The organism is Pararhizobium sp. PWRC1-1 (assembly GCF_049897905.1).
In the GTDB taxonomy this organism is placed as follows: domain Bacteria; phylum Pseudomonadota; class Alphaproteobacteria; order Rhizobiales; family Rhizobiaceae; genus Pararhizobium.
This window is the reverse complement of record NZ_JAFCXE010000013.1, coordinates 164,957-186,066: the sequence shown is the minus strand read 5'-3', so window position 1 is coordinate 186,066 and position 21,110 is coordinate 164,957. Positions and strand designations below refer to the sequence as shown.

Below are 21,110 nucleotides of genomic sequence, written 5' to 3'. Positions count from 1 at the left end.
TCTGATCCTGTCGAAAACCTGCGACATTCCCTGAAACACGTGGCATAAGGGCGCCGCAACATTTCTTGGGCACCGCACAAATGATCCGTATCGAAAATATCAGCAAGCAGCTGAGCCATCGCATTCTCTTCATCGAGGCTTCCGCCGCGCTCAACAAGGGCGAGAAGATCGGCCTTGTCGGTCCGAACGGTGCCGGCAAGACGACCGTCTTTAGGATGATCACCGGTGAGGAGCAGCCCGACGAAGGGCAAGTGGCTGTCGAGAAGGGTGTCACCATCGGCTATTTCAATCAGGATGTCGGCGAGATGGAAGGCCGCAGCGCCGTCGCCGAAGTGATGGATGGGGCCGGGCCGGTCAGCATCGTTGCCGCCGAATTGCACGAACTCGAAACCGCTATGGTCGATCCCGACCGGCTGGACGAGATGGATGCCATCATCGAGCGCTACGGCGAGGTGCAGGCGCGTTATGAGGAACTGGATGGCTATGCGCTCGATGGCCGCGCCCGCGAAGTGCTGTCGGGCCTGAGCTTCACACAGGAAATGATGGACGGCGATGTCGGCAAGCTGTCCGGCGGCTGGAAGATGCGCGTGGCACTTGCCCGTATCCTCTTGATGCGTCCCGACGTCATGCTGCTCGACGAACCGAGCAACCATCTGGATCTGGAAAGCCTGATCTGGCTGGAGGAATTCCTCAAGAATTACGAGGGCGCCCTTCTGATGACCTCGCACGACCGCGAGTTCATGAACCGCATCGTCACCAAGCTGATTGAGATCGACGGCGGCGGGTTGACCACCTATTCCGGCGACTACGAATTCTACGAGCAGCAGCGGGCGCTGAATGAAAAGCACCAGCTCGCCCAGTTTGAGCGGCAGCAGGCGATGCTCGCCAAGGAAATCAAGTTCATCGAACGGTTCAAGGCGCGTGCCTCGCACGCCGCCCAGGTGCAGAGCCGGGTGAAGAAACTCGACAAGATCGAACGGGTGGAGCCGCCGAAGCGCCGCCAGGTCGTCGCCTTCGAATTCCTGCCGGCGCCGCGCTCCGGCGAAGACGTGATCAACCTGAAGAATGTTCACAAAAGCTACGGCAGCCGCAGCATCTATGAAGGGCTGGACTTCATGGTTCGCCGCAAGGAGCGCTGGTGCATCATGGGCATAAACGGTGCCGGAAAATCCACGCTTCTGAAGCTGGTGACGGGATCGACGGACCCGGACCAGGGAACGGTGGCGCTCGGTGCCAGCGTCAAGATGGGGTATTTCGCCCAGCATGCGATGGATCTGCTCGATGGCGAGCGCACTGTGTTCGAGACGTTGGAACATGAGTTCCCGCGTGCCGGGCAAGGCCCGCTCAGAGCACTGGCCGGCTGTTTCGGGTTTTCCGGCGACGATGTTGAAAAACGCTGCCGCGTTCTGTCGGGTGGCGAGAAGGCGCGGCTGGTCATGGCGATCATGCTGTTCGACCCGCCCAATCTGCTGGTGCTCGACGAGCCGACCAACCATCTCGACCTCGACACCAAGGAAATGCTCATCAAGGCGCTTTCCGAATATGAGGGCACCATGCTGTTCGTTTCCCACGACCGGCATTTCCTCGGCGCCCTCTCCAACCGGGTTCTGGAACTCACCCCGGACGGCATCCATGAATATGGCGGTGGCTACACGGAATACGTGGCCCGCACCGGCCACGAGGCGCCCGGCCTGCGGAGCTGATCCTTCACGAGGCTTTCCGGTTTTGATCGTATAGCGCGAAAGCCCATCTGGCTTTCGAAAGGGTGCGGATAAATAATCCGCACCTCCAAACATTATGAAAATCCTTGCTTTTCTGGGTCCTTTTGCCTCCACCAGTCACTGGTTGCCGGATCGATTGGTGCTGTCCATCTCCCTACTATTTCCATCTTTGCTTGTAGCAAGAATAGGCCTGTTGACAGCTCTTCATTTCTAGACCTACATTAAGTCCAATTACTTGACTTAATAGATCGATCAACGAAATCTGAGGGGATTCGTCATGACGGCAGTCGAGAGAATAGAAGCCGGCAGGCATGTTTTCGGGGCATCTGGGAAGCCCGGAACGGGGGCGGGGAGACTTTGGCGAGGAGCCTTGGCCGCGTCGCTGATCGCCCTGGCTGCCGGGCAGGCGCGTGCCGAATCCGTGCTGACGATGCATATCGAGGAACAGACGAGCTGGGTGCAGAATTTCAACCCGTTCGATCTCGGCGGCCGCCGTCAGAGCACGATGGATTTCGTCTACGAGCCGCTGGTCATTTTCAACGATTATGACAGCGGCAAGCCGGTCTGGCGGCTGGCAACGGCCTACAAGTTCGCCGACGACCTGAAATCCATCACCTACACATTGCGCGATGGTATCAAATGGTCGGACGGCAAGCCGCTGACCTCGGCCGATATGAAATTCACGCTCGACATGATGCTGAAGAACTCGGCAGTGGACACGGCAGGCGTCGGCCAGAGTGTTGCCTCCGTCGAAGCACCGTCGCCGACCGAAGTGAAGATCAACCTCAAGGACGTGGATACGCATTTCCCGGAATCGCTGGCCGACTTTGCCGTCGTGCCCGAGCATATCTGGAAGGATGTCGCCGATCCGCTTGCCTTCAAGAATGAGACGCCTGTCGGCTCCGGCCCGATGACCGAGATCCGCCGCTTCACGCCGCAAGTGTACGAACAGTGCCGCAATCCGAATTATTGGGATGCCGCGACGCTGAAGGTCGATTGCCTGAAGCTGCCGCAGATTGCCGGCAACGACCAGATGCTTGCGCTTCTGCCGGAGGGCGGGATTGACTGGTTCGGCTCGTTCCTGCCGCAGATCGACACGACCTATGTCGGGCTTGATCCCGAGCACAATGCCTACTGGCAGCCGCCGGCCGAAACCGTCGCATTCCAGATGAACCTCAAGTCGTCGAACCCCGGCAATGCCGAGGCCTTCAACGACATGACCTTCCGCCGCGCCTTCAGCCTGGCGATGGACCGCACGGCCATGGTGGATATTGCCGGGTTCGGCTATCCGGTGGTCAACCTGCATGCAAGCGGCCTGCCGCCGCGCTTTGACAGCTGGCGCAACAAGGCAGCCGAAGGTGCGCAGGATGAGTGGCTGACCTACGACATCGACAAGGCCAACAAGCTGCTGGACGATGCAGGCTATGCCAAGGGGGGCGACGGTTTCCGCGCCACGCCAAGCGGCAAGCCGATCAACTTCCCGATCATTGTACCAAACGGCTGGACCGACTGGATCGACGCGGTGCAGATCGCTGCCGAAGGCCTGCGCAAGATCGGCATCAACGCTTCGGTGGCGACGCCGGAATATGAGCAATGGCAGAAGCAGATCCTCGACGGATCCTTCGAAGCTGTTATGAACTCGCGTGCCGACGGCCCGACGCCGTTCCGCGGCTATTTCCAGTCGCTGTCGACCACATTTGCCGGCCGCCTCCCCACTGCCCCGTCGCGCTATTCCAACCCGGAACTCGACAAGGTCTTCGATGACTATCGCCGCGCCACCACCGACGACGAGCGAAAAGCGCTGTTCGACAAGGTGCAGGTGATCGTTGCCGACAATCTGCCCGTCGTTCCGGTGTTCAACGGTCCGACCTGGTATCAGTTCTCGACCAAGCGGTTTACCGGCTGGGTGTCCAAGGAAGAGCCGGCGATGAACCCCGAGGACCATGACAATAACCGGATGCGGCTGATGCATCTTCTGCGCCTTAAGCCCGTGCAGTAAGCGCGGCAGGCTCGGGCGATGCGGCTTTCCCCCCGGCGGCTCGCGGTCTACTGCGTTGCCTTCCTGTTCGCCATCCTGGTGAATTTCGCGGTCCCCCGGCTGATGCCGGGGAGCCCCGTCGACAGCATGATCGCCCAGCTTGGCCCGCGGGCCACGCCTGCGGCGATCGAGGCGATCCGGGCGCGCTTCGGCGCCATCGAGAAGCCCGTGCTTGAGCAGTTCGTCGATTATGTCGTCGGGCTCGCGCATTTCGATCTCGGCGTCTCGGTCAAATATTATCCGCAGACAGTGACCGAGGTGCTCGGCCGTTCGCTCGGCTGGACGGCCTTCCTGGTGACCACTGCCATCGTCTTTTCGCTCTGCATCGGGGTTTCGCTCGGCGCGATTGCGGCCTGGCGGCGGGGCGGGCGTTTCGATACGATCATTACGCCGTTCTCCGTGGTGATGATCGCTGTGCCGCCTGTCATCATTGCGCTGGCGACACTGTTTTTCTTCGGCGTGACGCTGAGGTTGCTTCCGGTCGGCTATGCCTATGATCCAAACCTCGATCCAGGCTTGAACTTTACGTTCTTCGGCAGTGTTTTCCTGCATGCGATCATGCCGGTGCTGACACTGTCACCCTATTTGATCGGTGAATTCCAGACGACGATGCGGTCCAGCATGATTTCGGTGCTGGGCGAGGACTATGTCACGATGGGCCGCGCCAAGGGGCTGACCGAGACCGCAGTGATGTTCAGCTATGCCGCCCGCAACGCCATGCTGCCGGTGATGACCAACCTGGCACTGATGCTGGGGGCGGTGTTCGGCGGCTCGATCGTCACCGAGATCGTCTTCAACTATCCGGGGCTTGGCCTCACGCTTTATACGGCAAGCGTTGCCCGCGACTATCCGGTGATCCAGGGGCAATTGTTGCTGATGACGCTGGCCACTCTTGGAGCCAATCTGCTGGTCGATATCATCTACGGGATCGTCGATCCGCGTGTTCGGGAGAGCGCAGCATGAGCTCAAGTTTCACGCTATTCTGGCGGCAGAAGAAGGCGCTTGCCGGTCTCGTCATCATCCTGTCGCTCTGCCTGATGGCGCTGTTTGCGCCGCTGATTGCGCCTGGTGATCCGAGCGAGCGGGTCGGCCGGTCGCATCAGGCGCCAACCGTCGAGCACTATTTCGGCACCACCAAGATGGGCCGCGATGTCTATTCGCAGTTCGTCTGGGGCGCCCGCCCGTCGCTTGCCGTCGGCTTCGCCACGGGCCTTGCGATCACGGCGCTTGGTACGGTGGTCGGGCTGGTCGCCGGCTATTTCGGCGGCCGCACCGATGCGACGCTCGATCTGCTTACCAATGCCGTCCTTGTCATTCCCAATATTCCGCTGCTGATCCTGCTTGCGTCCTTCGCCGGCACGGTCGGCCCCTGGGCAATCATGGCGATCATCGCGTTGACGTCCTGGCCGTGGGGTGCGCGCATGACACGCTCCCAGACATTGGCGCTGCGCAATCGCGAATTCGTCGTTGCGGCCCGGATGGTCGGCGAGCCGGCGTGGCGCATCATCTTCGTCGAGATACTGCCCAATCTGGCGCCGCTGATCGGCATCAATATCGTCGGCAGCATCATTTATGCCATCGTCGCCCAGACGACACTGGAATATCTCGGCTTCGGCGATCCCTTGAGCGTCACCTGGGGTACGATGCTCTACAATGCCCAGAATTCCTCGGCGATTATTCTGCGTGCCTGGTGGGATATCGGCGCGCCGGCTGCGGGCATCGCGCTGACCGGACTTGGGCCGGCACTGATCAATTTCACCTTCGATGAGATTGCCAATCCGCAGCTGAGGTCCGGGCCGGCGCTGAGCCGGTGGCTCAAGCTGAACCGGTTGCGCAGGCGGGAACTAGGGGCAGCCCGATGAGCGAGGCATTGCTTCAGGTCCGTGATCTCAGCGTCGACTATCTGCTCGACAAGGGTTCGTTCCAGGCGGTCAAGAACGTCTCGTTTGATATCAGGAAGGGCGAACTGTTCGGCCTTGCCGGTGAGTCCGGCTGCGGCAAGAGCACCATCGCCTTTGCAATCACAAGGCTATCCAAACCGCCGGCCTGGGTAACGGGCGGCGAGATCCTGCTTGAAGGGCAGGACCTGCTCAAACTATCCGAGACGGAGCTGCAGAAAGTCCGCTGGCGTCACGTTGGCATGGTGTTCCAGAGCGCGATGAATTCGCTCAATCCGCTGATGCGGGTGGAGGCGCAGTTTCATGACGTATTGCACCGGCATCTCGGCTCGACACGGGCGCAGTCGCGGGCACGGGCGGAAGAGATGTTCAAGCTGGTCGGCATACCGGTGGTGCGGCTCGATGATTATCCGCACCAGTTCAGCGGCGGCATGCGCCAGCGCATCGTCATCGCCATTTGCCTTGCCCTGAAGCCGCGGCTGATCATCATGGACGAACCGACGACGGCGCTCGATGTCGTGGTGCAGCGGGAAATCCTCGAGCAGGTGATCGACCTGCAGCGCGATCAGGGATTTTCGGTTCTGTTCATCACCCATGACCTGCATCTGATGGCGCAACTCTGCCACCGCATCGGCATCATGCTGAAAGGGGAGCTGGTGGAGGTGGGAGATGTCAAGCAGATCAGCAAGGCGCCACTTCATGACTATACGCGAAAACTCTGGGGTGCCATTCCGCAATTGCCGGCCTCCACGCACAGGATGGGAGCCGCAGAATGAACCTCATGCCCGTCTCCCCTCTTGCCGGAATGCAAACAATGGATCCCATCATCCGGCTGGACGGGATCACGCGGACATTCGGCGCCGTCGAAGCACTGCGCGGTATTTCCCTGTCGCTGCAGCCCGGAAAGGCGCTGGCGCTGGTCGGCGAATCCGGCTGCGGCAAGACCACGTGCGCCAGGATCATCGGCCGGATGGACAATCCGACCGGCGGGACAATGCACTTTCGTGGCAAGGATGTCACCGTGCCGGGCACCAGCAATGCGGAAAGAGCTTATCGCCGGGCTGTGCAGATGGTTTTTCAGGATCCGTTCGCTTCGCTCAATCCGGTGTTTTCGGTTCATCATCATCTGGAGAGACCACTGAAACTCCACGGTCATGCCAAGGGCAGAGCCGGGATCGACCAGGCGGTTGCTGAGCTTCTCCAAGGTGTCGGTCTCGATCCGGATGTGACGGCAAGGAAATTTCCCCATGAACTTTCCGGTGGCCAGCGGCAGCGGGTCAACATTGCTCGGGCCCTCGCCGTTCAGCCGGAGGTGCTGGTGGCCGATGAGCCGACCTCGATGCTGGATGTCTCGATCAGGCTTGGCATTTTGTCGTTGCTTGCCGAAATCAAACGGGAGCGTAACCTTGCCATGCTCTATATCACGCATGATATTGCCACGGCGGCGCATATTGCCGAGGAGGTCATCGTGATGTTTGCCGGGCAGATGGTGGAGTGGGGGGATACGAGTGCCGTGATCGGCGACGCGCGCCATCCCTATACGCAGCTTCTTCTGTCGGCGGTGCCCAATCCGGACCGCCCGTTCGTGCCGGGCGAAAGCGCGCGGTTCCTGCGTCATGCCGAAGAGGTGCGTCGCATCAGCCGCCCGGCGTCTGAGACCTTCGAACAGGTCGGCGAGAGCCATTTCGTTCGCGCGCTCGGCCCATCCCAAACGTAGTCACACGGGGTTCAACATGGATTATCTGGTCAATCTTTCACTGGTCAAACCAGTTGCCGAACTCGACGCGCGCATGGAAAAGGCCGGCGTCACTATCCGCCGGGCGCTCGCTCCGGAATTTGAGCTGGTCACCGGCTGGGTGCGGGAAAAATTCAGTTCGGGATGGTCGAGCGAAACGGCGGTGGCCTTTGCCCGCCAGCCGCCGACCTGCTTCCTTGCGACACGGGCGCAAAAGCTGATCGGTTTTGCCTGCCATGAATCGATCGCCCGCGGCTTTTTCGGGCCGACGGGAGTCGATGAGGCGGCGCGGGGTGAGGGCATCGGCCATGCCTTGCTTCTCGCCAGCTTGCTGGATTTGAAAGCGATGGGATACGGCTACGCGATAATCGGCGATGTCGGGCCATCGGCCTTTTACGAGCGAACGGTGGGTGCTGCGCCGATCCCGAACTCAGCGCCCGGCGTTTATGCCGGGTTGCTCAACAGCGCCGAATGACAGTTTTCTGGAGGACATGATGACGATAGCGACCAAGACCAAATACCAGCTGGAAACCTTCTGGGTGCCGGCTGTGCAGGACGAGAACCCCGTCTACACGCTGACCTTGACCAACAATACCGACCAGCCGCTTGAAGGTTTCAACCTATGCGTGTCCGGTCCGGCCCGCATCGATCCGGAAGCGACCGTCGAAGGCGGCAGGCTGCTGAAGCGGCTGTCGAACCACTCGGAATTTGCGCCGCCGGAAGGTTTTGTCCTTAAGCCGGGCGAGACCTGGACCATCAAGGCGCATGGCATGAGCTATCATCCGAAGCATTGGACCGATGGTGCCAATGCCGGTTATGTCGTGCTTGCCGACAACAATACGGTGCCGGTCAGCGTCGCTCCGACGCGAGCCAAGGGAGACAATGCGGCTTTGACGCGCGGTGCCGTTGTTTATCCGGTTCCGAAGGTTGCGCCGGTAGCGGTTTCCGTTGTGCCGTGGCCAAGTGCCGTTTCGGTCTCTGGCCGGTTGGCGCCTCCAGTCGGGCTTGCTCTTCAGGCCGAGGGTGGTGAGGCAGGTGCGGCTGCGGAGGCTTTCAAGGCGCTCGTGGATGGCTTGTTCCCCGTCGAAGGCATTGTCCGTCCTGTAGCCGAAGGCGGTTTGCCCATTTCATTCGCATCGTCCGATGGTTTTGCGCCGGAGGCATATAGCATCAAGTTCTCCACATCCGGAGTGACCGTGTCGGCCAATAAGCGCGCAGGCTTCCTCTGCGGCCTGATCACGCTCGGGCAAATCCTGCGTGGTGCGCGGCTTCATCCTGAAACCTTCCTGTTTCCCGCAGCTGGTGAGATCACCGACGAGCCGGCGCTCGGCTGGCGCGGTGTGCATCTCGATGTCGCCCGGCAGTTTTACGGCACGGCGGAAATCGAGCAGTTCCTGCGGATCATGGCCTGGAACAAGCTGAACCGGTTCCATTGGCATCTCTCCGATGATGAAGCATGGCGTGTCGAGATTGACGCCTATCCGGCGCTGACGGAGATTGGCGCCTGGCGTGGTCACGGTCTGAAAATCCCGCCGCTTCTGGGTTCCGGCCCGCAGGTGACCGGCGGCTATTATACCAAGGCGGCGATCCGGCAGATCGTGGCTTTGGCCGGAGGGCTCGGCATCGACGTGGTGCCGGAGATCGATGTACCTGGGCATTGCTATGCCATGCAACAGGCGATTCCAGAGTTGCGTGATCCACAGGAGCAGGGCAGCTATTTCTCCGTCCAGGGTTTCCCGGACAATTGCATCAATCCGGCGCGGGAAGAAACCTATCGTGTTCTCGAGACAATCTTCGACGAACTGATTGAGTTGTTCCCGTCCAAGATCATTCATATCGGTGCCGACGAGGTGCCGCTCGGCGCATGGTCGGGTTCGCCGGAGGCGCTCGCCCGCCTGCGCGAGGTCAGCGGCGAGGCGATGGCAACCGCGCATGCCGCGCGGCTTAACGTTATCACCAATACGCATGGTGCCGACGAAATCGACGGGTCGGGTGCTGCGGTGTTGCAGGCGGAGTTCCTTGCTCGCGTGCAGGCTTTCCTTGCTTCGCGCGGCTGCATCACTGGCGGCTGGCAGGAAGCGGCGCATGGCAATGTCATCGACAAGAGCCAGTCGCTGCTGTTCGGCTGGCGGACGGTCGAAGCGTCTGCGACCCTAGCAGGCGAGGGCTATGACATGGTCGTCTGCCCCGGACAGGTCTATTATCTCGACATGGCCAACAGCCAGGCGTGGTCGGAGCCGGGTGCCAGTTGGGCCGGCTGGTCCGATCCGGAAAAACTCTACACGTTCGATCCCATCCAAGGCTGGAGTGAAGAGCAGAAGAAGCACTTGTCCGGGGTGCAATGCTGCATTTGGTCGGAGCCGATGACCGATCGCGGCGTGTTCGACCGATTGGTCTTCCCACGTCTGTCGGCGCTTGCCGAAACCGGCTGGACTTTGCCGGAGCGAAAATCTTTTGCCCGCTTTGAGGCGCTCGTCGGCCTGATGCCGATCCTTTACGGGATTTACGCCGAACGCTGATCTGGACAGGAGCGCGAGCAGGCCCTGCACGCGCTCCTGTCTCACTGATTGCAAAACAATCGCAGTTGCGTGTGGCCGAATATGACGAAAATTTAAATCAATTAAAGATTGTATTTTCAGCGATACTGTTGCGCTCTTTTGATGTTGCTGAGCAACGGGCTGAACCTCCGCCAACGGCGAAACCCTTTCGCACCATGAATTCGAGAAAAATCAATAAAAAACAAGATATTGATGAGTGCCAATATTGGAGGATTGCCCCTGCGTCTGAAGATACTAGAGATACTATATGCTTAAAAATTGCTCGGCTCATTAATCCTTATTTTAGTAATTATACCAATAGTTGTAGCGTGCATTCGAATATTAGAATGTTTGAGCATGATGCTAAATGCACAAGCCGGGAGACCGGCATGCCTTTTCAAAGAACCTGACCGGCGTTGCTGGCGTCCTTCGGATGTGCAGCTCTCGCAAGAGCAAGGGTTCACGGCCACAAGAGATATCGAGATAAACGGACATTCGCGGCTCTGACCGGCTGATGCGTGTGCCCATTGTTGCGCCCAAATGGCGCAAGAAAATTCATCAGATGCCCGAAGGAGGCGTTGTATGAGCAGGCTTTTCCCACGTTTTGGTGGCGATACCGCAGCTGTTCTGGCCGCGATGCATAAGTCACAGGCGATTATCGAGTTCGATCTCGGCGGCAATATCCTCAACGCCAATCCAAATTTCTGCGCGGCGCTGGGTTACGAGCTCCCGGAGATCAAAGGCAAGCACCACCGGATTTTTGTTGATCCGGCCGAAGCGAACAGTGTCGAGTACCGCGAGTTCTGGGCTCGGCTCGGCCGTGGCGAATTCGACCGGCAGCAGTACAAGCGCGTCACCAAGACTGGTCGAGAGATCTGGATCGAGGCGTCCTACAATCCGGTATCCCGCGGCGGCAAGCCTTACAAGGTGGTGAAGTTCGCAACCGATATTACGACAGTCCGGCAGAGGGCGATGGAAGATGCCGGTAAGCTGAATGCCGTCTCCCGCTCGCAGGCGGTGATCGAATTCACCCCGACCGGCGAGATCATCAACGCCAACGAAAACTTCTGCGGTGCGCTGGGTTACCAGCTGCAGGAAATTCAGGGCAGGCATCATCGGATGTTCTGCGATCCTGCTTATGTGCAGACGGAGGAATACCGGCAGTTCTGGGAGCGGCTGGGACGCGGTGAATTCACCTCCAACGAGTTCCTGCGCTTCGGCAAGGGTGGCAAGGAGATCTGGATCCAGGCGGCCTACAACCCGATCGTCGACGACAAGGGAAAGGTCTACAAGGTCGTGAAGTTTGCGACAGATGTAACCGAGCGCATGGGCGCAGTCGGCACACTTGCAAAGGCTCTGAAGGGCCTTGCGGATGGCGACCTGACGCAAAATCTGGATCGGCCGTTTGTGCCGACAATGGAAAAGGTCCGCCACGATTTCAACGACGCCGTCGGCAAGCTGCGGTCGGCGATGCAGTCGGTTGGTTCGAATGCTGAGGCGATTGCGGCTGGCTCGACGGAAATCCGGTCCGCAGCTGACGACCTGTCGAAGCGGACCGAACAGCAGGCAGCGTCTGTCGAGGAGACGGCCGCGGCACTTGAGGAAATCACCACCACTGTCGCCGATTCCAGCCGCAGGGCGGAGGAGGCCGGACACCTCGTTGCCGCGACGCGCGCAAATGCGGAACGGTCCGGCGCTGTGGTCCGCAACGCCATCACGGCGATGGGAGAGATCGAGAATTCGTCGCGCGAGATCTCCAACATCATCGGCGTCATCGACGATATCGCTTTCCAGACCAATCTGCTGGCGCTGAATGCCGGTGTGGAGGCAGCGCGCGCCGGTGATGCCGGCAAGGGGTTTGCGGTTGTTGCACAGGAAGTGCGCGAACTGGCCCAGCGCTCAGCCAAGGCAGCCAAGGAAATCAAGGCGCTGATCAACACGTCGGGCGAACAGGTCAAAAGCGGTGTTTCGCTGGTAGGCGAAACCGGCAAGGCTCTGGAGGAAATCGTCAAGCAGGTGCAGGAGATCAACACCAACGTCGTCGCGATCGTCGAAGGTGCACGCGAACAATCGACCGGGCTGAAAGAGATCAACCAGTCGGTCAATGCCATGGACCAGGGCACGCAGCAGAATGCGGCGATGGTGGAGCAATCCACTGCCGCCAGCCACAGTCTGGCCCGCGAAGCAGAGGCTCTGTTCTCGCTGCTGAGCCAGTTCCGGGTCGGGCAGCAGGCCAGCGCGCCGCGGGCGGTGGATGCCGGACATCATTCCCGGCCGGTGGCATCGCCGGCGCGCAGGATGGCCGGTCAGGTGATCCGCGCCTTTTCCGGCAGTGCGGCGGCGGCGCAGGAGAGCTGGGAAGAGTTTTAAACCGGCCGGTTTTGGCTGAAGTGAAAACGGCGCCGCTGATTGTGGCGCCGTTTTGCGTTGTCTGGTCCGGCCGCTTACTCGGCGGCTTCAAGCCCGGGCAGAAGCGGCTGGCTGTGCAGTTGCGTCACCGAAGCCGTTCCGGCAGGGGCGGCGTGATGTCCGCTTTTCTTCAGTGGCCTGTTTCCGGTCATTGCGCGTACCAGCGTATAGAAGACCGGGGTCAGGAACAGGCCGAACAGCGTCACGCCGATCATGCCGGAAAACACCGCAACACCCATGGCGTGGCGCATTTCAGCACCGGCGCCAGTCGAGATCACGAGCGGCACGACACCCATGATGAACGCCATCGAGGTCATCAGGATCGGACGCAGGCGCAGGCGGCTGGCCTTGATGACGGCTTCGAACGGCGTCGCCCCCTCAAATTCGAGCTCTCGGGCAAACTCGACGATCAGGATGGCGTTCTTGGCTGACAATCCGACCAGCACAATCAGACCGATCTGCGTGAAGACGTTGTTGTCGCCTCCGGTCAGCCAGACCCCGCCAAGCGCTGCCAAGAGCGCCATCGGGATGATCATGATGATCGACAGCGGCAGCGTCAGGCTTTCATACTGGGCTGCCAGCACCAGGAAGACCAGCAGGATCGACAGCGGGAAGATCAGGATACCGGTATTGCCTGCAATGATCTCCTGGTAGGTCAGCTCGGTCCATTCGAAGGTGACGCCAGCCGGCAGGGTTTCGGCTGCAATCCGTTCGACGGCAGCGCGGGCCTGGCCGGATGAATAGCCGGGTGCCGTGTTGCCGTTGATATCGGCCGAGAGGAAGCCGTTATACCGCATGGCGCGTTCCGGACCGGCGCTCGCGGTGACATTAAGCACCGCCGACAGCGGGATCATTTCCCCGGAGCTTGAGCGGACTTGGAGCTTGCCGATGTCTTCCGCCTGGGCGCGGTAGTTGGCATCGGCCTGCACACGCACCGAATAGGTCCGCCCGAACTTGTTGAAGTCGTTGACATAGACAGAGCCGAGATAGATCTGCAGCGTGTTGAAGATTTCCGTCAGCGGAACGTTCAGCTGGCGCGCCTTGGCCCGGTCGACGTCGGCATAGAGCTGCGGAACGTTGACCTGATAGCTGGAGAACATGCCGACCAGTTCAGGTGTCGTATAGGCCTTGGCCATGAAACCCTTCACGGCTGCATCGAGTGCCTCATAGCCAAGCCCGGCCTTGTCCTCCAGCTGCAGCTTGAAACCGCCGATCGCACCGAGACCCTGGACAGGGGGCGGTGGGAAGATGGCGCTGAAGGATTCCTTGATGACGCCGAGTTCCTGGTTCAGCCTTCCCGCGATTGCACCGGCGGAAAGGTCCGGCGTCGTGCGTTCCTCGAAAGGCTTTAGCGACAGGAAGACGATGCCGGCATTGGAGGAGTTGGTGAAGCCGTTGATCGACAGGCCGGGAAAGGCGATGGCGCTTTCGACGCCGGGAACCTTCAAGGAGATGTCGCTGATGCGGCGAATCACTTCTTCCGTGCGGTCCAGCGAAGCGCCGTCCGGCAGCTGTGTGAAGCCGACCAGATATTGCTTGTCCTGCGGCGGTACGAAACCGGGCGGCACCGCCTTGAAGAAGAACACGGTGGCTCCGACGAGCAGCAAATAGACGCCCATCATCAGGGTCTTGCGCGAGATCACGCCCTTGACGCCGGAACTATAGGCCCGCGATCCGCGTGAAAACACGGCGTTGAAGCCGCGGAAGAACCAGCCGAACAGGAAGTCCATGATCCGGGTCAACCGGTCCTTCGGCGCATCATGGCCGCGCAGAAGCAGGGCAGCAAGCGCCGGGGACAGGGTAAGCGAGTTGAAGGCCGAGATGACGGTCGAGATGGCGATCGTCAGTGCGAACTGCTTGTAGAACTGACCCGTCAGGCCGGAGATGAAGGCGAGCGGCACGAAGACGGCGACGAGAACCAGCGCGATCGCGATGATCGGGCCGGAGACTTCCGTCATTGCCTTATAGGTCGCCTCGCGTGGCGAAAGTCCATCCTCGATATTGCGCTCGACATTTTCCACGACCACGATCGCGTCATCGACGACGATACCGATAGCCAGCACCAGTCCGAACAGGCTGAGCGCGTTGATCGAGAAGCCGAGCATCTGCATGACGGCGAATGTACCGATGATCGAGACGGGAACGGCGATCAGCGGAATGATCGAGGCGCGCCAGGTCTGCAGGAAGATGATGACGACGATGACGACCAGCGCAATGGCTTCGAGCAGCGTATGGATGACGGCCTCGATGGAGGCGCGCACGAACTGCGTCGTGTCATAGACGATCTCGTAATCGACATCCTGCGGCATCGATGCCTTGATCTCTTCCATGGTCGTGCGAACCTGGTCGGCGATCTCGATCGCGTTCGAGCCGGGAGCCTGGAAAACGGGGATTGCGACAGCCTGCTTGTTGTTGAGCAGCGAGCGAAGCGAATATTCGGCCGAACCGAGTTCGATGCGGGAGACGTCGCGCAGACGGGTGATTGCGCCGGTCGGGCTCGTCTTGATGATGATCTCGCCGAACTCTTCCTCGCTCTGCAGGCGTCCCTGCGCATTCACGGACAGCTGCAGATCGACCCCTTGTGCATTCGGCGATGAACCGATCACACCAGCGGCCGCCTGGACGTTCTGGGCGCGGATTTCATTGACGATATCGGAGGCGGAGAGGCCGAGCTGGGCCATCTTCTGCGGGTCCAGCCAGATACGCATCGAATAGTCGCCGGAACCGAACAGCTGGACCTGGCCAACGCCGTCAATGCGGGCCAGCCTGTCCTTGACGTTGATCAGCGCATAATTGCGCAGATAGGTCATGTCGTAGCGGCCTTCGGGCGATGTCAGGTGCACCACCATCATCAGGTCCGGGGAGCTCTTGATGGTGGTGATGCCGAGGCGGCGGACTTCTTCCGGCAACCGTGGCTCGGCCTGGCCGACACGGTTCTGGACAAGCTGCTGTGCCTGATCGGGGTCGGTGCCGAGCTTGAAGGTGACGGTCAGCGTCATCAAACCGTCGGTCGTCGCCTGGCTGCTCATGTAGAGCATGTCCTCGACGCCGTTGATCGATTCCTCCAGTGGCGTCGCCACGGTCTCGGCAATGACTTTCGGGTTGGCGCCGGGATAGTTGGCGCGAACGACGATCTGCGGCGGCACGACATCGGGATATTCCGAGATCGGCAGGATCGTCATCGCGATCAGGCCGCCAAGGAAGATGATAAAGGACAGAACGCCCGCGAAAACCGGGCGATCGATAAAGAACCTGGAGATATTCATGGCGTGATCCGCCCTTGTGCTGAGATGCCGGAGAAAGGCTTAGTTGGTTATCGAGGCTTGCTGCTGAGGATCGGCAGCCGGCTTCATGGAGACCATTTCAGGTGCCACGAGCGCGCCGGGACGGATGCGTTGCAGGCCGTTGACGACGATGCGTTCCTGAGCTTTCAGGCCCGCCGTCACCACCCGCAGGCCATCGGATTTCATGCCGACGGTGATCTCGCGGTATTCGGTGGTGTTGTCCGGCTTGACGACCATGACGTATTTCTTGTTCTGGTCGGTGCCGATGGCGCGTTCATGAACCAGCACAGCGTCTTCGGACTTTGCCTGGCCCATGCTCAGACGGGCAAACTGTCCCGGCATCAAAGCGCCATTGGCATTGTCGAACACGGCGCGGACACGGATCGTGCCGCTCTGGGGATCGACGCTGTTGTCCACCAACTGAAGCTTGCCGCTGACGTCCGACGATCCGGCAACATCCATTCGGACCGGCACGCGGTCGATGAAGTTGCGGGCGTTTACGCCCTCCGGCAATTCGGCGAGTATGGTTGAGACGATCCGCTCGTCGGCCTCGAAGCTCGCATAGATCGGGCTCAGGGAAACCAGCCGGGTCAGGATCGGCGAGGACGGACCGGCGGCGATCAGGTTGCCTGCGGTGATCTCGATCTTGCCGACGCGGCCGGTGATCGGGGCGCGGATTTCGGTGTATCCGAGATTGAGCGCTGCCGATTGCAGCACGGCGCGGGCGGCGCCGACGTCTGCTTCTGCGCTTGCCAGGCCATTCATGCGCTGATCGACTTCGCTTTGCGACACTGCATTGGAGGCCAGCAATTGCCTGCCGCGCTTCAGCTCGACGCGCGCCAGCGAAGCGCGTGCTTCGGCTGCGGTCACGCTGGCTTGGGCGCGGGCGACCTCGGCCTGGTATGGGGCGGGGTCGATGGTGACGAGCAGGTCGCCCTTATCGACGATGGCGCCTTCCTGGAAGTGAACCGACTGGATGGCGCCGGCAACGCGGGAACGCAACTCGACATGATCGACGGCTTCCAGGCGGCCAGAGAACTCACTCCACTGGGTTACGGACTTCGCTTCGACGACCGCGACGGAAACAGGTATGGCAACGGGCGCTGCGGTCGAGGCATCAGCCGCGTTGCCGCTTCCCGCCGGGCTTCCCAGCAGATCGAAATAGATCGTCGGCGAAATGGTGGCGACCGCGAGCACAAGGCCGGTGGTGAGAAGCTTGGTTTTGAAAGTTCCGAATGACATGGCGGTTATCCTGAATTTCTGCCCCGGGTGTGGGCTGCCTTGTGTCCAACGTGGGAGGCGAAGGATTTGGGCGAGGGTTGCATTGACGTTCAATACCGTTCGGTATAGAAATAAGTTCTGAAGCCGATCACTGTCAATCGAATTATATACCGATCGGTATAAAAAAATTCGGGAGGGCCCACCCCATGGGACGGCCAAGAGAGTTTGATGTCGATGATGCCCTTGAAACGGCGATGGAGCTGTTCTGGCGAAAGGGCTACGAAGGCACGTCTCTGACTGACCTGACCGAAGGCATGGGCATTACCAAGCCGAGCCTCTATGGCGTCTTCGGCAATAAGGAAGGCCTCTTCCTCAAGGCCTTGGAGCGCTACGAGCGCACCAAGATGAACTTTTTCCATGAGGCTCTGAAGGAACCGAAGGCACGCGATGTTGCCGGGAAAATCCTCAGAGGCTTTGCCGATTCCCAGACCGCGGCAACTGGTCCGAGCGGTTGTATGGGGATCAATGGTGCGCTCGCCTGCAGCGAGGCCGCCGCCGAAATCCAAAAATGTCTGATTGAAAACCGCCAACGCGGCGAGCGTGATCTGGGCAGACGGTTCGAGCGTGCAGCGAGCGAGGGTGACCTTCCGGCCGGGCACGAGCCTTACGATCTTGCCCGCTATATCATGACCATCTCGCAGGGAACCGCCATTCAGGCGGCTTCTGGTGCTGACCGGCCGGCGCTCTACCGCGTCATCGATATGGCGCTGCAGTTTTGGCCCAAAACCGTCGAGCAGAACTGAATCAAGCGGTTACCGAGGTTCCATATACAACATGGTCGGTGTTTCGGCGACATCGTCACTCGTCCGTCATCTTCCCGCTGCGTGATTCCAGCCGATACCGGTTGCCGGGATAGACCAGCCGGGCAAAAGAGACGACGCGTTTCGACGACCACGTGCGGCGGCGAATGAGCAGGCAAGGCTCGGTGCGAAGGATAACCAGCAGCTTACATTCCCATGGCTGCGGCATGGCGGCTTCAACGATATGCTCGGAGCCGCTTAACGGGGCTTCCGCTGTCAAATAAGCATTCGGCGTCTGCGCCGTAAAGTCCTGTTCCAGGTAACCTGGTGCTGCTTCCGGGTTGACGAAGCGGTCTTCGATCTGGACCGGAACGCCGTTTTCGCTGTGGACGATCAACGAATGAAACACCGGTGCACCGATCGACAGACCGAGCGCATCGGCAACGTCCGGTGCGGCTGTTTCCTGCGCCAGAACCACCACGGACGCCTGATGCGTATGGCCCCGCTCGTCGATCTCCTCGGCGATGTTGCGCACCTCGAACAGTTCGGAATAGCCCTTGCGCTCGGCCACGAAGGAGCCGACGCCCTGAATGCGTACCAGTTCACCTTCGCTCGCCAGTTCCCGCAGCGCCCGGTTGGCCGTCATCTTGCTGACGCCGAGTTCGGCAACCAGTTCGTTCTCCGAGGGCACCCGGTGTTTCGGCGGCCATTCGCCGCTCTGGATGCGGTCAAGGATCATCTGCTTGACACCGGCATAGAGCGGCGAGCCGTCATTGTCGCTGGTGTCCCACTTTAACGGAGCGTTCTGGTCGTTGCTTCGTTTCATATGCTTATTCCTTGGGCGGAATTAATTTTGCATTCAAATGCAGCCGCCCACTTGCATACCATAAAAATTAGCATATGGTACCATATACAACATGGATGTTCAGAGGCATTTTTCAACCTCGTTCTCCATCAGTTATTGTAAAGCCGGCGCAGATCGGTGGGCGTTGTTGAAGATAAACCTCAGAGGAACGTGAACATGAACCTGTCAAAATTTCTGATGGCTGGTGCCGTCGCATTCGCAACCCTTGCCGCTCCGATGGCTCAGGCCAAGGACTGGAAGACCGTTACCATCACGCTTGAAGGCGCCTATGCGCCGTGGAACCTGACCAATCCGGACGGCACGCTCGGCGGTTTCGAGCCGGAACTGGCCAAGTATCTCTGCGACCACATGAAGGTCGAGTGCACGCTGGTTGCCTCCGACTGGGATGGCATGATCCCGGCGCTAAACGCCGGCAAGTTCGATGTGATCATGGATGCCTTGTCGATTACCGAAGAACGCAAGAAGATCATCGACTTCACCATTCCTTATGCCCATACGCACGCCGCTTTTGCGACGCTGAAGGATAGCCCGCTGGCAAATGCTGCCGGCACCGGCACGGTCGTGAAGCTCGATCCGGGTGCGACTGGCGTCAAGGAAGTCGAAGCGATGAAGGCAGCCTTTGCCGGCAAGACAATCGGCATCCAGGCGGCCACCGTCTATTCCAAGTTCATCTATGACAATTTCGGCGATGTCGCCACCGTTCGCGAGTATAAGACTGGCGCCGAGCGCGACCTCGATCTCGAAAGCGGACGTATCGACCTCGTTTTCGACGATGCCGTCTATCTGATTTCTGCCTTTGAAAAGTCCAACGGAACGCTCGGCTTCACCGGGCCCGAAATCGGCGGCACGATCTTCGGCAGCGGCGAAGGCCTTGGCATCCGTCAGGCCGATACCGATCTGCGCGACATGTTCAACAAGGCGATCGAGGCAGCCCTTGCCGACGGCACGATCAAGACCCTGTCGATGAAGTGGTTCAAGACCGACGTCACCCCCTGATCCCAAGTTTGCCCGCCGCTTGCTATTTTGCCTGTGGCGAGCACACTTGCTGCGGCAGGCCGCTCTTTAAAGAGGTGCGGCCTTCCATATCCACTTGAAGATCGGGAATCCGGCCTTGCCGGGAACAACGGGACGCCTGCGGCATGGCTTTACTTCAAATGATCGGATTTGGCCCCACCGGCTGGGGTGGGTTGCTGCTTGTGGCAGCCCTGATGACGCTCTGCGTCACCGCCGTGGCTCTGTTGATCGGCGCTATCCTGGGTACGCTCGTTGCTTGGGCGAAGCTCTCGGGCAGCCGGGTCATGAGAACGATCGGCGGCATCTACACCACGGTGTTCCGTGGCGTTCCCGAGTTGCTGATCATCTACCTCGTCTATTTCGGCGGCTCGAGCGCCGTCACGGCCATTGGGACGGCGATGGGCTATGAGGGCTTTCTTGGCCTTCCGTCCTTTGCAGCCGGCGCGCTTGCCGTCGGCATCATCTCCGGCGCCTACCAGGCCGAGGTGTTCCGCGGCGCTTACCTGGCCATTCCCAAAGGGGAGCTAGAGGCGGCGCAGGCGATCGGCATGAACCGCGGTTTGCGTTTCCGCCGCATCATCGGGCCGCAGGTGTTTCGTTTCGCCATTCCGGGGATCGGCAATGTCTGGCAGCTCAGCCTCAAGGATTCGGCGTTGGTCTCTGTCACCGGCCTTGCCGACCTGATGCGCACCAGCCAGGTCGCAGCCGGATCGACGCGGCAGCACTTCCTGTTCTTTATTGTCGGCGGTTGCCTCTATCTGATCATGACCAGCTTCTCCGACCGGATTTTCAACAGCGCCGAAAAGCGCGCCAATCGCAGCATGCCGACCAGCCTCGGCCAGGCCTGATCAAGGAGACGCGCGATGGACATCGCCTTCATGTTCGAGACCATGAAAACGCTGCTGGCCGCTCTGCCGATGACGCTGGCGCTGTTTTCCCTTTCCGTCTTCTTCGGCGGCATACTGGCGCTTCTGATCGTCTGGATGCGCGTCAGCGGCAATGCCGCCGCCCGCAACTTTGCCAAGGGCTACATTTTCATCTTTCGCGGCTCGCCGCTGCTGATCCAGATGTTCCTGATCTTCTACGGTCTCGGCCAATTCGGTTTCATTCGTTACAGCTTCCTGTGGCCGGCTTTGCGCGAGCCGTTCGTCTGTGCCGTTCTGTCGCTGGCGCTCTGCACGGCCGGTTATTCCGCCGAAATCTTCCGCTTTGGCCTTCGGGCCATTCCGGCCAAGGAGATCGAGGCGGCGCGGTCCATCGGCATGTCCGGGTTTCTTCTGACGCGCCGCATCCTCGCACCGATCGCCTTTCGTCACGCGCTTCCAGCCTATTCTACCGAGGTGGTGATGATGGTGAAATCGACGGCGCTCGCCAGCCTTGTGACCGTCTGGGAAGTGACCGGCGTCGCCCAGCGGCTGATCGCCCAGACCTATCGCACGATGGAAGTCTTTCTGTGTGCTGCCATCATCTACCTGCTTCTGAATTTCATCATCCTGCAGGCGATGGCGCTGCTTGAATACAAGCTGACCCCGCATCGCCGCGCTGCTCCTCTTTTCCCGGTTCCGCAACGATGAACGCCGCGACCCCC

17 protein-coding genes are annotated in these 21,110 nt (G+C 60.2%); 14 read left to right on the top strand and 3 right to left on the bottom strand.

Going from position 1 to position 21,110, the window contains the following annotated elements:
* Positions 1-80: 80 nt before the first annotated feature.
* From ACP7E0_RS20435 to ACP7E0_RS20390, 10 genes are all read left to right on the top strand, one after another.
* Complete coding sequence (locus ACP7E0_RS20435; protein ID WP_113313498.1) at positions 81-1,703, top strand: ABC-F family ATP-binding cassette domain-containing protein; 1,623 nt, start codon at positions 81-83, stop codon at positions 1,701-1,703.
* Between the two features lie 448 nt (positions 1,704-2,151).
* Positions 2,152-3,720 (top strand): ABC transporter substrate-binding protein, encoded by a 1,569-nt coding sequence (locus tag ACP7E0_RS20430; protein WP_426127351.1) that lies wholly within the window; start codon positions 2,152-2,154, stop codon positions 3,718-3,720.
* An 18-nt stretch (positions 3,721-3,738) separates the two neighbouring features.
* Positions 3,739-4,722 carry an ABC transporter permease gene (locus tag ACP7E0_RS20425; protein ID WP_426127306.1) on the top strand — a complete coding sequence of 328 codons (984 nt, stop codon included), beginning with the start codon at positions 3,739-3,741 and terminating at the stop codon, positions 4,720-4,722.
* Complete coding sequence (locus tag ACP7E0_RS20420) at positions 4,719-5,621, top strand: ABC transporter permease (RefSeq protein ID WP_426127304.1); 903 nt, start codon at positions 4,719-4,721, stop codon at positions 5,619-5,621. The genes ACP7E0_RS20425 and ACP7E0_RS20420 overlap by 4 nt, the downstream gene beginning before the upstream one ends.
* Positions 5,618-6,433, top strand: a complete 816-nt coding sequence (locus ACP7E0_RS20415; RefSeq protein ID WP_426127302.1) for an ABC transporter ATP-binding protein — start codon at positions 5,618-5,620, stop codon at positions 6,431-6,433. The genes ACP7E0_RS20420 and ACP7E0_RS20415 overlap by 4 nt, the downstream gene beginning before the upstream one ends.
* A 38-nt stretch (positions 6,434-6,471) precedes the next feature.
* A complete protein-coding gene (locus ACP7E0_RS20410; RefSeq protein ID WP_426127301.1) occupies positions 6,472-7,374 on the top strand; it encodes an ABC transporter ATP-binding protein in 903 nt (300 codons plus the stop codon).
* Positions 7,375-7,390: 16 nt separating this feature from the next.
* Complete coding sequence (locus tag ACP7E0_RS20405; protein WP_426127299.1) at positions 7,391-7,867, top strand: GNAT family N-acetyltransferase; 477 nt, start codon at positions 7,391-7,393, stop codon at positions 7,865-7,867.
* Positions 7,868-7,886: 19 nt separating this feature from the next.
* Entirely contained in the window at positions 7,887-9,911 is a 2,025-nt protein-coding gene (locus tag ACP7E0_RS20400; protein WP_426127350.1) for a beta-N-acetylhexosaminidase, read from the top strand.
* A 71-nt stretch (positions 9,912-9,982) separates the two neighbouring features.
* Positions 9,983-10,339, top strand: a complete 357-nt coding sequence (locus ACP7E0_RS20395; RefSeq protein ID WP_426127298.1) for a hypothetical protein — start codon at positions 9,983-9,985, stop codon at positions 10,337-10,339.
* A 172-nt stretch (positions 10,340-10,511) separates the two neighbouring features.
* Positions 10,512-12,299, top strand: coding sequence for a methyl-accepting chemotaxis protein (locus tag ACP7E0_RS20390; RefSeq protein WP_426127296.1), 1,788 nt, complete (start codon positions 10,512-10,514; stop codon positions 12,297-12,299).
* Positions 12,300-12,373: 74 nt separating this feature from the next.
* On the opposite strand, the gene ACP7E0_RS20385 is transcribed toward ACP7E0_RS20390, so the two are convergent.
* On the bottom strand, positions 12,374-15,604 hold the full coding sequence (locus tag ACP7E0_RS20385) for an efflux RND transporter permease subunit (RefSeq protein WP_426127295.1): 3,231 nt from the start codon (positions 15,602-15,604) through the stop codon (positions 12,374-12,376).
* A 39-nt stretch (positions 15,605-15,643) separates the two neighbouring features.
* Positions 15,644-16,864 (bottom strand): efflux RND transporter periplasmic adaptor subunit, encoded by a 1,221-nt coding sequence (locus ACP7E0_RS20380; RefSeq protein ID WP_426127293.1) that lies wholly within the window; start codon positions 16,862-16,864, stop codon positions 15,644-15,646.
* A 185-nt stretch (positions 16,865-17,049) separates the two neighbouring features.
* Here ACP7E0_RS20380 and ACP7E0_RS20375 point away from each other — a divergent pair, with 185 nt between their 5' ends.
* Positions 17,050-17,646: a TetR/AcrR family transcriptional regulator gene (locus ACP7E0_RS20375; protein WP_426127291.1), complete on the top strand. Its 597-nt coding sequence runs from the start codon at positions 17,050-17,052 to the stop codon at positions 17,644-17,646.
* 55 nt (positions 17,647-17,701) lie between these two features.
* On the opposite strand, the gene hutC is transcribed toward ACP7E0_RS20375, so the two are convergent.
* The gene (gene hutC / locus ACP7E0_RS20370; RefSeq protein WP_426127290.1) at positions 17,702-18,469 is read right to left on the bottom strand and encodes a histidine utilization repressor; all 768 of its coding nucleotides are present in this window, start codon (positions 18,467-18,469) and stop codon (positions 17,702-17,704) included.
* 195 nt (positions 18,470-18,664) lie between these two features.
* Between hutC and ACP7E0_RS20365 the strand changes: the two genes are divergently transcribed.
* From ACP7E0_RS20365 to ACP7E0_RS20355, 3 genes are all read left to right on the top strand, one after another.
* A complete protein-coding gene (locus ACP7E0_RS20365; protein WP_426127288.1) occupies positions 18,665-19,504 on the top strand; it encodes a transporter substrate-binding domain-containing protein in 840 nt (279 codons plus the stop codon).
* 143 nt (positions 19,505-19,647) lie between these two features.
* Positions 19,648-20,370 carry an ABC transporter permease gene (locus ACP7E0_RS20360; RefSeq protein ID WP_426127286.1) on the top strand — a complete coding sequence of 241 codons (723 nt, stop codon included), beginning with the start codon at positions 19,648-19,650 and terminating at the stop codon, positions 20,368-20,370.
* A gap of 15 nt (positions 20,371-20,385) precedes the next feature.
* A complete protein-coding gene (locus ACP7E0_RS20355; protein WP_426127284.1) occupies positions 20,386-21,096 on the top strand; it encodes an ABC transporter permease in 711 nt (236 codons plus the stop codon).
* The last annotated feature ends 14 nt before the right edge of the window (positions 21,097-21,110 follow it).